This is a genomic window from Myxococcus sp. CA051A (assembly GCF_013336705.1).
Taxonomy (GTDB): domain Bacteria; phylum Myxococcota; class Myxococcia; order Myxococcales; family Myxococcaceae; genus Myxococcus; species Myxococcus llanfairpwllgwyngyllgogerychwyrndrobwllllantysiliogogogochensis.
On the sequence record NZ_JABUMS010000003.1, the window covers coordinates 14951 to 27642 of the forward strand.

Consider the following 12692-nt stretch of genomic DNA (forward strand, 5'->3'; position numbering starts at 1 on the left):
ACGAGTACTCCCTGGGCTTCGATGCCCGGAACAGTGCTCCCGGAGTGGTCCACGCGAAAGCGCCATTCAGCGCCAGGAGACTGGACCACTTCCAGTCGCCTTGGGTTGTGATGGGGCAGGGGGCCGACTACAGAGTGCGCATGTCGAAGCGCTCCGTGGGTGTGTCGCTGCCTTTCCTGTTGCCGGACACAGGCAGGCAAGTGGGCTCGCTGCATCGGCGGCTCTATGAGCGGCTGCGCGAGGCCATCCTCGCGGGAACGCTCGCGCCACGAAGCCGGCTGCCGTCCACGCGCACGCTGTCCCGGGAGCTGGGGATTTCACGGGGGACGGTGGAAGAGGCCTTCGCGCAGCTCGACGCGGAGGGCTTCCTGGAGCGGCGCGTGGGCTCGGGCAGTGTCGTCGCGCTGCCGGAGCACGCCCGTCAGCCCCGGTCTCCGCTCGCGCGCGGGAGCGCGAAGTCCTCGCGACAGGGAGGGCTGTCTCGCCGGGGGCAGCGCATGGCGAGCGAGGTGCTTCCGCCCGAGCCGCGTGACGTGCGGCCCTTCACGCCGTGCCTGCCCGCGCTGGACCTCTTCCCCGCGAAGCTGTGGGCACGCACGGTGGCGAAGCAGGCCCGGGTGCTGGAGCCCGGGCGGATGACCGCGGGTGAGCCCGAGGGCTTTCGTCCGCTGCGCGAGGCCATCGCGGCCCACCTGGGACCTGCGCGTGGCGTGCGGTGTGACTGGCGGCGGGTCCTGGTCTTCTCCAGCACGCAGCAGGCCCTGGACCTCTCCGCGAGGCTGCTCCTCGATGAAGGGGACGGGGTGTGGCTGGAGGAGCCGGGGTACCTCGGCGCTCGAGTGGCCTTCGAGTCGGCGGGAGCGCGCCTGCATCCCGTCCCCGTGGATGCGGAGGGCCCGCGCGTGGAGCTGGCGGTGTCGCGGGCGCCGAAGGCACGGCTGGCCTATGTCACGCCTTCGCACCAGTACCCGCTGGGCGTGACGATGAGCCTGTCGCGGAGGCTGGCGTTGCTGGAGCATGCGCGCGCCTCCGGGATGTGGCTGTTCGAGGACGACTACGACAGCGAGTTCCGCTACGCGACCCGGCCGCTCGCCGCGATTCAGGGCATGGACGTGGCGGGGCGGGTCCTCTACGCGGGCACGTTCAACAAGGTGATGTTCCCCTCGCTGCGGCTGGCCTTCCTCGTCGTCCCGGAAATGCTGGTGGACGCCTTCACCGCCGCGCGCGCCGCCACGGATGGCCACGCGCCTCCGCTCACGCAGGCCGCGATGGCGCGGTTCATGGAGTCAGGGCACTACGCCGCGCACCTTCGACAGATGCGCCTGGTCTATGCGGAGCGCCGCGACGCGCTCCTTGATTCACTGAAACGCGAGGCACCCGGAGTGCTGCGAATCGGCACGGCGGAGGCGGGCATGCATGTCACGGCCTTCCTGTCCGAAGGGCTCCTGGATGAGGCTGTGATTGCGCGGACGGATGCACGGCGGCTGGGGGCTCGCCGGCTGTCTCCGCTCTACCTGGGGCGAAAGCGCGAGCAGGGGTTGGTGCTGGGCTTCTCCGGCGCGAGTCCCGCCGGGCTTCGCGCCGCTGTCAGGACGCTGTGTGGGGTGCTCGACGGCCCGACCCGGTAGCCTCTTCGCGCGTGGCCCCGCGCCAGCGCAGCGGTGTCGTTCCCTCCCAGCCCTGGAACGCACGGCTGAAGGAGTTCAGCTCCTCGAAGCCCAGCAGGAAGGCCACTTCGTTGGCGTCCAGGTCCGTGCTCCCGAGCAACTGGCGCGCGGCCTGGTGTCTCACTTCATCGAGCAGGAGTTGATACGTGGTCCCCGCGGCTTCGAGCTTTCGCTGGAGCGTGCGCGAGCTCAGGTGCAGCTCCTCGGCGACCTTGTCGACGGAGGGACGCTCGCCACACATGCGGCGTCTCAACGCCAGCCGCACGTCGTCCGCCAGGGTGTGTCGCTGTCGCTGGTCCAGCTCCCGCTCCAGTCCGGGCACGAGCAGCGCCAGCAGGTCCGCGTTGTGCGTCAGGAGGGGCTCGTCGAGCGCGCTCGCCTCGAACACGAGCAGGTCCACGGGGGCATCGAAGCGGACCTTGCAGCCGAAGTGGCGGGTGAGCAGTTCCGCGTCGGAGCGACGTCGCGCCAGCTCGACACGCCTGGGCACCAGGGGCTTGCCGGTGCCTCGCCGCGCGAGCGCCAGGGTGGAAGCGAACGTCGCGTCGACCAGGAACAGGGGCAGCGGTCCTTCGGCCAGCAGCCAGTGGAACCTGAACCGCGCCTCGTTCTTCACGACCTCGACGCTCACCTCCTCCGGGCAGACCAGACCCTTGTAGCGGGCGAGCTTCGCCAGGGCCTCCCCGAGGGTGGGCGAGTGGAGGGCCGCCATCGTCGCGACATCGAAGTGATGGGGTCTGGCGTCGGAGCCCACGCGCAGGCCGACCTCCCTCCCTCCGCCCGTGGCCTCCACCGCGTGCCAGAACGCCATGAACTCCTGGGTCGTCAGGCGCGCCTTGGGCTCCTGGAAGCGGGAGCGGACCAGGCCCGCGTGTCGCAGCACGCGCTCGACCTCGACGCCGAGCGCGGTGAGGCGGTCGAGCAGCACGCTGGGAACAGGGACGAGGTCGGCGGGCACGTCAGTTCCTCTTGGGCATCAGCATCCTGGCGACCGGAGTCTCCGCGAAGGGGACGAGGCCATCAATGTCCGTGGAGACGCTGAGCGACTTCCACCGCGAGTCCTCCGCTGTGCGCTGCTGGACGACGAGCTCCGCGAGGAAGACGGCGTCCGAGCCGAGCAACAGACGCAGAGGTGGCTGCTTCTCGTCGGCAATCTGGAGAATCGCCTTCGCGGCCTTGATGGGGTCTCCGCGCGGGCTGTCCGCGCCCCGGCGCACGTGCTGGGAGAAGGCGCCCACGGTGGCCTTGTAGGCGTCGCTGATGTCACCGACGTTCATGGACGAGCCGGCCCAGTCGGTGCGCATGCCTCCGGGCTCGACGAGGGTCACCCGGATGCCCAGCGGCGCCACTTCCTGGGCGAGGACCTCCGAGAACCCTTCCATCGCCCACTTCGCGGATTGGTACGACGCCAGTCCGGGCGAGCCTCGGCGTCCGCCGATGGAGGACACCTGGATGATGTGGCCGTCCTGCTGCGCGCGGAGCACCGGCAGGGCGGCGCGGGTGACATGCATCATCCCGAAGAAGTTCGTCTCGAACTGCTCGCGGAAGTCCGCCTCGTCCACGTCCTCGATTGCGGCCACGTTGGCGTAGCCCGCGTTGTTGACGACGACATCCAGCCGTCCGAAGGCCGAGGTCGCCTCGGCGACGGCGGCTCGTGCCGCGGCGGAGTCCGTCACGTCGAGCGCGACGGCGCGCACCCGGTCGCCATACCGCTCCACCAAATCCTTCAGTTGCTCCGGCTTGCGCGCCGTGGCCACGAGCCGGTGACCGGCCGCCAGCACGGCCTCCGCCAAATCACGGCCGAGGCCGCGAGAGCTTCCAGTGATGAGCCAGACCTTCGACATGGGGACCGTCCTTCTCTTCGTCGCGCCGTGAATTCGGCCACGCCCAAGAGTTACGAACCGCCCCTCACGCGCGCCAATCGCATGGCGCCAAAGATTCATCGAATCGCGCCACCATCCGAAGAGGCATCCGAGGGCCCGCTCAGGGGGTCAGCGCTTCTCGTCCTCGAAGAGGAAGTCGGTGATGGCCTTCCAGGTGGCCTCGAACTGGGGCCGCCGGAAGCCGGAGCCGGAGATGAGCCAGTCCACGTGCGGCGGCTGATGCGCCGGCTGGTCGAAGTGGCCAATCGCATCCAGGTGGTCCGCGCGCACCGCCGCCAGCACGCGCCCGTAGACCTGCGAGCGGGTGGGGACGATGCCGTCACACGCCGTGGGGCCCGGCATCGCCCCATACGCCTGCACCAGCGCCGCCGTCTGCGCGGGCGAGTGCAGCGGCAGCGCCGTCAGCGGCATCCGCTGCGTCTGCCCATACATGAACGCATAGATGGTGTGCGTGAGCTGCGCGTAGGGGTCCAACCCCGCCGACACGCGCGTGCGCAGCGACGGTGGCCGGGCCTGCGTCACCACCGAGCCGTAGCGCACACCCGGCCGGTCCAACGTGCTCGCGTTGAACAGGTCGATGCCCTCCGGCGTGAGCTGCGGAATCAGCGACGTGTCGTTGCCCACGTCGCTCAGGAACTTCGCCACCGCGTCGCGCCGCTCGGAGGAGAAATCCCCGAGCAGTTGGTCATAGAGCTGATCCAACAAGGTCTGCTTCCACCCGAGCTGGTCATCCACGCGCGCCATCAGGTGCCCGAAGCGGAACACCACCCGCAGGGGCAGCCGGCCGAAGCGCAGCACGTACACGGTGAACAGCGACAGCAGCTTCAACAGTCGCTGTCCGAACAGCCCCAGGAAGAACGACGCCAGCGGCGTGCCCGCGTGCGGCGCGGACACCGTCACCACCGAGCGCACCCGCCGTGCGAACGGCTCCAGCTCCAACCCCTCCGCGAGCTGCGCGCCCGGGCTGACGAACAGCCGCGCGTCCAGGCCTCCCGTCGAGTGCCCTATCAGGTGGATGGGGCCGTCATCACCGCTCGCCGTCTCCTGCACGGCTCGGAGCAGGTCCGCCGTCCGCGTCCGGATGGACGCCGTCGGGTGAGACAGGACGATGACGACCTCCGACTCACCCATGTCTCGACGAGCCAGCTCCGCCTTCAAGTAGTCGAGCGCGTGTCCGAAGTAGACGAGCTCGCCCAGGTTGATGAACCCGAAAAACCCGGGGACGAGATAGATGTGGTGCTTCGCGGCCATTGTCTCCACCATACCTGACGCGACGCGTGATTCCCGCTCGGGAATGCACTCTCCGAGCAGGCGTTCACCGGCGCCTTTCTCACCCCATCAGCCAGAAGGACGAACACCGTGGACCGTGCATTGCTCGCACTTGGCCTGCTCATGTCTCTCCCCGCCGCCGCGGACGAGGGCATGTGGACCTACGACGCCTTCCCCGTGGAGACGGTGAACAAGGCCCATGGTTTCACGCCCACTCAAGCATGGCTGGACAAGGTCCGGCTCGGCTCGGTGAGGTTGGCCGGTGGCTGCTCCGCCAGCTTCGTGTCTCCGGACGGCCTGGTGATGACGAATCACCACTGTGTCCGCGGCTGTATCGAGGACCTGTCCTCGCCCAAGGACGACCTGCTGGCCAAGGGCTTCCAGGCCCGCACCCCCGCGGAAGAGCGCCGCTGCCCCAAGGTGGAGGCCAACCAGCTGGTGAAGATGACGGATGTCACCGAGCGGATGAACGCTGCGACGAAGGGCCTCACCGGGGCCGCCTACAACACCGCGCTCAAGAAGGAGATGTCCGCCGTGGAGTCCGCGTGCGCCACGTCCACCGACGTGCGCTGTGACGTGGTGACGCTGTTCAACGGCGGCAAGTATCACCTCTACGAGTACCGCCGCTTCCAGGACGTGCGCCTGGCCTTCGCCCCGGAGTTCTCCATGGCGGCGTTCGGCGGGGACCCGGACAACTTCAACTTCCCGCGCTTCGGCTATGACGTGGCGTTCCTGCGCGTGTGGAAGGACGACGCGCCCGCGAAGAGCCCGGACTACCTGCCGTGGGCGAAGCAGGGCGCCAGAGACGGGGACCTCGTCTTCGTCTCCGGCCACCCCGGTGGCACCGAGCGCAAGGCCAGCGTCGCGGAGCTGGAGTTCCAGCGCGATGTGAACCTGCCCTACACGCTGCTGATGCTCTCCGAGCTGCGCGGCAAGTTGAAGGAGTTCTCCAGCGGTTCGCCGGAGCGCTACCGCACCACGCGCTCGCGGCTGCGCGGGGTGGAGAACGGCCTGAAGGCGCTGCGCGGTCGGCACCAGGCCCTGGCGGACCCGTCGCTGCTGGCGCGCAAGCGGGAGGACGAGGCGGAGCTGCGCAAGCGCGTGGAGGCCAACGCCACGGTGAAGGCCGCCACGGCGGGGGCGTGGGAGGAGACGGCGAAGGCGCTCGACACGTATCGCCGGATGCTGCCCGAGTACCGGATGAAGGAGGGCGGGGACGCGTTCTCCTCGGAGTTCTACTCGCTGGCGCGTCACCTGGTGCGCATCGCCGACGAGCAGCCCAAGCCCAACGCGGAGCGCCTGCGCGAGTACACCGACGCGCAGCTTCCCTCGCTGCGTCAGCAACTGCTGCGCGGCGCGCCCATCGCCGTGGAGCTGGACGAGGCGGTGCTCGCCTTCGGCCTCGGCCGCCTGCGCGAGACGCTGGGCGCGGATGACCCCTTCGTGCGGCAGGTGCTCGGCACGGAGTCTCCGGAGTCCCTGGCCCGCTCGCTGGTGCGCGGCACGAAGCTGGGCGACGTGAAGACGCGGCAGGCCCTGCTGGATGGAGGCAAGGCGGCGGTGGAGGCGTCGAAGGACCCGATGCTGCTCTTCGCGCGCAAGGTGGACGCGGAGGCGCGCGCGGTGCGCAAGCGCTATGAGGACTCGGTGGAGGCGGTGCTCAAGCGCAACGGCGAGCGGTTGGCCAAGGCGCACCTCGCGGTGTACGGCACCTCCGGCTATCCCGACGCCACCTTCACGCTGCGCCTCAACGCCGGCCAGTTGAAGGGCTGGGACGAGAATGGCCGCCCCGTCGCGGCGCTCACGACGTTCGGCGGTGCGTATGCGCGCCACACCGGCAAGGAGCCCTTCAAGCTGCCGGACACCTGGATGAAGGCGAAGGGCAAGGTGCCGGACGCGACGCCGCTGGACATGGCCACCACCAACGACATCATCGGTGGCAACTCCGGCTCTCCCGTCGTGGACCGCGATGGACGCGTCGTGGGGCTCGTCTTCGACGGCAACCTGCACTCACTGGGCGGCCGGTATGCGTACGTCCCGGAGACGAACCGCGCCGTGGCGGTGCACGGAGACGGCATCCTCGCCGCCCTGGAGCACGTCTACGGCGCCACGCGGGTGGTGAAGGAGCTGCGCGCCGCGAGCGAGGTCGCGACCCCACCCGTCAGGTAGGCCGGCGCCGGGTTTTCGCCGCCGGAGCCCTCCGGCGGTGGACCCCACCGGTTCCTCATGCTGTGAGAAGGCGATAGCCGGCGCGCCCGAGTCGAGGCGTGCCGGCGTTCAGTGTCCTTGCGGAAATCTCGCGGGGGCGTGTAGCAACGCCAGATGACTGGCCAAGGCGTGTCAGGGGCTCCAGGATAGAATGCGGCTTCCGGAGTGAAGGCCGGTCTTCCATGAGTTCCTTGCCAGCCCACGACATTCCACTCGGCACCGTCCTACGGGACACGTACGAGATTGCCGGCGTGCTCGGCCGGGGAGGCATGGGCACCGTCTTCCTGGCGCGTCATCTGCGGCTTCCGGGTCGGCAGGTGGCGATCAAGGTGCTGCGGCCGGACTCGAGCCTGGGGAAGGATGTCTATCTTCGCTTCCGGCGCGAGGCGGAGATTGCGTCGCGGCTGGGCCATCCGAACATCGTGGAGGTCATCGACTTCGACACGCTGGAGGACGGCTCGCCGTTCCTGGTGATGGAGCACCTGCGCGGGATGCCGCTGTCGCGGCGCATGCGCAAGGGCGCGCCCCTGACGCTGACGGAGGTGTACTCGATTGCCCGGCAGATGGGCTCCGCGCTCCAGGCGGCGCACGGCGCGGGGGTCATCCACCGGGACTTGAAGCCCGGCAACGTGTTCCTCGTGCCCATGGAGATCGCGGGCATGCCGGTGGAGCACGTGAAGCTGCTCGACTTCGGCATCTCCAAGATTCTCGATTCGAAGACGGTGCAGACGCAGGACGCCATCCTGCTGGGCACGCCGCAGTACATGGCGCCGGAGCAGGCCACGGGGAAGAACAAGGACGTGGACCTGCGCACGGACATCTTCTCGTTCGGGTGCATGGTGTACGAGATGCTGGCCCGCAAGCTGCCCTTCAAGGACGGGGGCATCCTGCCGGAGCTCATCTACCGCATCGTTTATGATCCACCGGAGCCCCTGGCCGAAGTGGCGCCGGAGACTCCCGCGCACGTCATCCGCGCCATCGAACAGGCGCTGGCCAAGCGCCCGGAGGACCGCTTCCCGGACGTGAGCGCCTTCATCGCCGCGCTCACCGGGACGCCGCTGCGCACCGTGACGCCGCCCGCGGACGTGCTGCTTCAGCCCGTCGTCGCGCAGGCCGCCGCGCACGTGCCCACGGCGACCGTGCAGCCCCGGCCCATCGCGTCGCCCCCGTCGAGGCCCGCCACGGTGGCTGCCGTGCCCCGCCGTCCGTCCCAGCACGCCGGGTCCCGCCGCTCCGCGCAGGGTGAGGCCGCCCAGTCGCCTGAAGCCTTGCGGCGCTCCGTGCAGGGTGAGTCCGCGCAGTCCGCTGAAGCGTCGCGGCGCTCCGCACAGGGTGAGTCCGCCCAGTCTCCTGATGCTTCGCGACGCTCGGCGCAGGCAGACGCCTCACGACCTTCGGAGGCTTCGGGCCTCATCGGGAAGTCGGTGCGTGTGTCGCCGCCGAAGGTCGTGTCCTCCGCTCCGCCCGCGCCTCCGGTGGCCGAGCCCGCGGCGGCGGTTCCGCTCGAGGTGTGGAGGCCCTCGGTCGCGAATGCCGCGCCGATGAGTCCGGACCCTTCGGAGCCCGACTCGGTCCCAGAGCCCCCGACGATTCGGTCCGCCTCGCGAGGTGTCCTGGCGGGCTCGCGCAAGGTCTGGGTCTGGATGGCGTTGGCCGCGGGCGTGCTCATCGCCGTGGGCGTGGGGTTCTCGCGGGTCCTGCCCTTCGCGTCTCGGGAGGACTCCGTGTCCGCCTCCGCCGACCCGGCGGCTCCTCCTGTCCAGGCGCCCGCGAGTCCCCCGGATGTAAATCCCACCCTGGCGCGCGAGGCCCCCGCGGACCCACCCAAGGCGAAGGCCGACTCAGAAGGCGCACTGGCGGTCGGCTCTCCGGAAGCCGCCCCTCCATCGGCGGAGACGAGCGTGACCCCAGAGGTGAAGGCGAAACCCCGGGGCAACGGAACCCCACCGAATGACGCCGCTCGAAACCCCGTGGGCACCTCGCGTCCGACGCCCGAGGCGGAGCGGCGACGCAGCCCGGAGACCATCCAAGAAGGCGCGCTCGCGGACCTCGAACTGGCGGAGAAGGCGCTGGCGAGCGGAGACACCAGCGAGGCCCTCCACCTGGTGCGCCGCAGTCAGCGGTCGCAAGTCACAGGCGCCTCCTTCGCGCTGCTGACGCGGGTCCACTGCCGCCAGGGAGATTTGTCCAACGCGCGCACCGTCTGGCTTCGGGTTCCCACGGCGGAGCGCGCTCAGGTTCGCCAGTACTGCAAGCAGTACGATATCGCCCTGTGACGGCGGCGCCCGTGTCGGGCGTCCACGCGGGGCTCCACGAACAGGGGGCGTTGCTTGAGAGTCTTGTTGGCGTTGAGTGTCGTCATCGTCGTCGCGCTCGGTTGTTCGCGGAGCGCGCGGCCCACCACCGAAGCACCAAAGCCGGAGGGCACGGGGCTCGTCTTCACCTCCGAGGGAGGGGACATCATCACCATCGTCCCGCTCCTGCCCGCGGAGCCCCGACGGGCCCTGGTCCAGTTCCACGCCCCGGGCGATGACCTGGACGGGAAGGTGGCGCTCCACAGCGTCGGTGACGACAACTCCTACTGGACGGACTGGCGCGGCAAGCGTCTGCGCCTGGTGCGACTGGCGCCGTCCCAGAAGTCGAACGGGAGGAACACCCTCAACCGCTTCGACAAGGAAGACCCCGTCACCCTCTACGCGAGCGAGGAGCGCTCGAAGAAGGTGGACGTCGAGGACGTGGTGGAGCTGTACCAGCGCCAGCTCGCCGACGGCACGCTCAGCCGCGCCGCCGCGTTCGACAAGGCGTTCTGGGCCGCATCCGAGGAGCGCGACCTGGCCGAGAAGGTGAAGACGCTCAACCAGACGTGCGGCTCGAACGTGGCCGTCCAGGTGGCCTGGGACACCGTCTCCGACAAGGAGCTGAGCGAGTACCCCATCGGCGCGTACTGCGCCGGGCCGCTCGAGGCCCTCGAGTTCCTGTGCCGGGGCTCGGAGGAAGCCCGGCGCACCGTGAAGAGCACGCTGAAGCGGGTGGAGTGCCGCAACGGCGCCGCCTACGGAGGCAAGGTCGAAAGCGGCGCGCTCCAGTGGACCATCGCCCCCGCCGCGGGCGGCATGGACACGGCCTCCTACGCCGACTTCTTCCTGGACCACCTGTGAGGCTCCATCCCATGTCCCTGGCCCATCGCCTCGCCCTGCTCCTGACGTTGTCGTCCACCGCCGTCCTGGCCCACGAGCCCCCCTGGGCGCGCGAGGACTCGCTGCGCAAGCGCATGCTCCTGGAGCGCACCGCCGTCTGCACCGACGGCAAGGGGCACTACGTCTCCTCGACGGAGGTCTTCGACAGCTCGCAGCCGCAGCTCTTCTACGGAGACGGCGCCACCTTCACCGAGATTCCCATCGCCCCCAACGTCGTCCGGCTCCCCACCGGCTCGTTCTTCGAGCCCCGCTTCTGGAACCCGGACCTGGAATCCAACGCGAATGGCGTGGACGCGCGCGCCTACTCCGTCGTCCAGGTGGACCCGAAGGAGGGCACCTGCTCGGTGCGCTGCGGCCAGCGCGCGACGGCCTTCAAGCTGCTGGCGACGGAGACCTCGCGCGAGCTGCTGCGCAAGGCGGCCTATACCCCCAGCCCCATGAAGTACGAGCCGTACGCCCTCCTGCGCGACACCAAGGGCGTCTACTTCCTGGTGGAGCGGGGCCGGCTCCAGGCCGAGCAGAAGAGCTTCCGCGTCTTCATCGGCCCCCGTGGCCGGATGAAGCAGCAGCAGATGGTCAACGTCGTCTCCGACTCGAAGGGGGAAATCTTCTCCACGAAGAAGGGAGACCTCCAACTGCTGCTGGACCGCGAGCTGCCGTCGCTCTGGGTGGAGAAGAAGGCCCGCCGCAAGCTGCGACAGGTGCCTGTCTCGGAGAACCTGGCGCTCATCTACAACGAGCTCGGCATCTACACCGGCGCTCGCCTGGGAACCCCCTGCGACGACCTGTGAGGCCCACCCCTCACCTGTCCTGAGAAGAACGCGCACCTGACTCACTGCGTTGGAGGTCGGACACCCGTGGAGTCCGACCTCCTGGGCTGTTTGTGCGTCGCGTCAGTGATGAATTATCCTGATGGAGTCGAGCAGAGTGGTTCAGTGTTCGTCCCATCGCTCCCCGGCCCTGACGCAGCGGGACTGAGAGCGAGCGGCCGTCGAAGCCGAGACGTCAGGAGCGAGGGACTTCACGCGATGCATGGCCGCGCCCGTCCGGGCGAGAGGTCATCCGGGGCCCGGTCCCAGCCGTGACGGGGGGCTCGGCTGGGACCGGGGACCTCGTCCTGGAGTAACGTTTTGGACAATTGGCATCGGGGGGAGGGGAGCTGAGCGATGGTGGTGGAGGAACCCGAGCCGGGCAAACTGTCGGCCATCCTGTTCACGGGCATCGAGGCCGCGGGACGCCAGTCCTGGCGTGACGAAGCGCTCCAGCAGGTGGTGCGCGACGAGCACGCCGTGCTGGTCCGCGAGCTGCTCCCGCGACACGGTGGCCGCGAGGTGAAGCGTCTGGAGGACGGCTTCCTGCTGGAGTTCGAGGGCGGGCTGGCCGCCGTGGACTTTGGCCTGGAGCTGCAGCGGGCGCTGGAGGTGCACAACGGGCTGGTGGCCGTGGAGCGCCGCGTGGTGATGCGCGTGGGCGTGCACCTGGGCGTCGTCGTGCACCGCGATGGCGAGGTGTTCGGCGAGGGCGTCAATCTGGCCGCGCGCATCGAGGCGCTGGCGCGGCCCGGCACCCTCTACGTCAGCGAGACGGTGGCGCGACAGGTGGAGGGGCAGCTGGAGTCCCCGCCGGTGCGCCTGGGCCGGGGCGAGATGAAGAACATCCGCCTGCCGGTGGCCGTGTATCGCATCGACCCGCCGGAGCACCGCCGTCGCCAGCCGTGGCTGTCGCGCGTGCGCTCGTTCCTGGGCCGCAACACGCCGGCGAACTGAAGCGCGGGCGTCCCGTGGCATGGAGCGCTACCGTGCGCGCCATGTCCCAGCTCACCCTCGTCGTTGCCTCGAAGAACTATTCCTCGTGGTCGCTTCGGCCGTATCTGGCGCTGGCCCACACCGGGCAGCCGTTCCAGGAGGTGGTCATCCCCCTGGACACACCGGACACGCGGGAGCTCATCGCCCGTCATTCCCCCACGGGCCGTCTGCCTCTGCTCAAGCACGGCGACGTGTCCATCTGGGATTCGCTGGCCATCTGCGAGTACCTGGCGGAGACGTTTCCAGAGGCCCGGCTGTGGCCCCAGGAGCGCGAGGCCCGCGCGGTGGCGCGCGCGGTGACGGCGGAGATGCACTCCAGCTTCACGAAGCTGCGCGAGCACATGGGGATGAACCTGCGCGCGCGCCGTCCGGGACAGGGCCGGGTGCCGGGCGTGGCCGAGGACATCGCTCGCATCCAGGCGCTGTGGACCGACTGCCGCGCCCGCTTCGGGCAGGGCGGGCCGTTCCTCTTCGGCCACTTCACCATCGCGGATGCCTTCTACACGCCGGTGGCCACGCGCTTCGTCACCTACGACGTGGCGCTGGAGCCGGTGTGCGCCGCGTACCGCGACACGCTCCTGGCCCAGCCCGCCTTCCAGAAGTGGGCGGAGGCGGGGCTGCGCGAGCCTCCCGTCGCGAAGTACGAGTGAGCCGCCGGCTTGG

At 69.7% G+C, this 12692-nt stretch carries 10 protein-coding genes; 7 read left to right on the forward strand and 3 right to left on the reverse strand.

The features are described 5' to 3' along the window. The first annotated feature begins 140 nt into the window (after positions 1-140). A complete protein-coding gene (locus tag HUA74_RS10125; RefSeq protein ID WP_174454404.1) occupies positions 141-1628 on the forward strand; it encodes a PLP-dependent aminotransferase family protein in 1488 nt (495 codons plus the stop codon). Here the strand turns inward: HUA74_RS10125 and HUA74_RS10130 are convergent. The 3 genes from HUA74_RS10130 to HUA74_RS10140 form a co-directional block, all read right to left on the reverse strand. Continuing rightward, a complete protein-coding gene (locus HUA74_RS10130) occupies positions 1588-2625 on the reverse strand; it encodes an AraC family transcriptional regulator (protein WP_141640961.1) in 1038 nt (345 codons plus the stop codon). The two genes, HUA74_RS10125 and HUA74_RS10130, sit on opposite strands and share 41 nt — an antisense overlap. Position 2626: 1 nt before the next feature. Continuing rightward, positions 2627-3511 carry an oxidoreductase gene (locus HUA74_RS10135; protein WP_174454405.1) on the reverse strand — a complete coding sequence of 295 codons (885 nt, stop codon included), beginning with the start codon at positions 3509-3511 and terminating at the stop codon, positions 2627-2629. 147 nt (positions 3512-3658) lie between these two features. Next, positions 3659-4801 carry a triacylglycerol lipase gene (locus HUA74_RS10140; RefSeq protein ID WP_174454406.1) on the reverse strand — a complete coding sequence of 381 codons (1143 nt, stop codon included), beginning with the start codon at positions 4799-4801 and terminating at the stop codon, positions 3659-3661. Positions 4802-4909: 108 nt separating this feature from the next. Between HUA74_RS10140 and HUA74_RS10145 the strand changes: the two genes are divergently transcribed. The 6 genes from HUA74_RS10145 (at position 4910) to HUA74_RS10170 (ending at position 12679) form a co-directional block, all read left to right on the forward strand. Next, positions 4910-6988, forward strand: coding sequence for a S46 family peptidase (locus tag HUA74_RS10145; protein WP_174454407.1), 2079 nt, complete (start codon positions 4910-4912; stop codon positions 6986-6988). A 221-nt stretch (positions 6989-7209) separates the two neighbouring features. After that, on the forward strand, positions 7210-9303 hold the full coding sequence (locus tag HUA74_RS10150; RefSeq protein ID WP_174454408.1) for a serine/threonine-protein kinase: 2094 nt from the start codon (positions 7210-7212) through the stop codon (positions 9301-9303). Positions 9304-9357: 54 nt separating this feature from the next. Continuing rightward, positions 9358-10185 carry a hypothetical protein gene (locus HUA74_RS10155; RefSeq protein ID WP_174454409.1) on the forward strand — a complete coding sequence of 276 codons (828 nt, stop codon included), beginning with the start codon at positions 9358-9360 and terminating at the stop codon, positions 10183-10185. Positions 10186-10196: 11 nt separating this feature from the next. Further along, on the forward strand, positions 10197-11015 hold the full coding sequence (locus tag HUA74_RS10160) for a hypothetical protein (protein ID WP_141640955.1): 819 nt from the start codon (positions 10197-10199) through the stop codon (positions 11013-11015). A 375-nt stretch (positions 11016-11390) separates the two neighbouring features. After that, the gene (locus tag HUA74_RS10165; RefSeq protein ID WP_141640954.1) at positions 11391-11990 is read left to right on the forward strand and encodes an adenylate/guanylate cyclase domain-containing protein; all 600 of its coding nucleotides are present in this window, start codon (positions 11391-11393) and stop codon (positions 11988-11990) included. A 41-nt stretch (positions 11991-12031) separates the two neighbouring features. Then, positions 12032-12679, forward strand: a complete 648-nt coding sequence (locus HUA74_RS10170) for a glutathione S-transferase family protein (protein ID WP_174454835.1) — start codon at positions 12032-12034, stop codon at positions 12677-12679. Positions 12680-12692 lie beyond the last annotated feature (13 nt).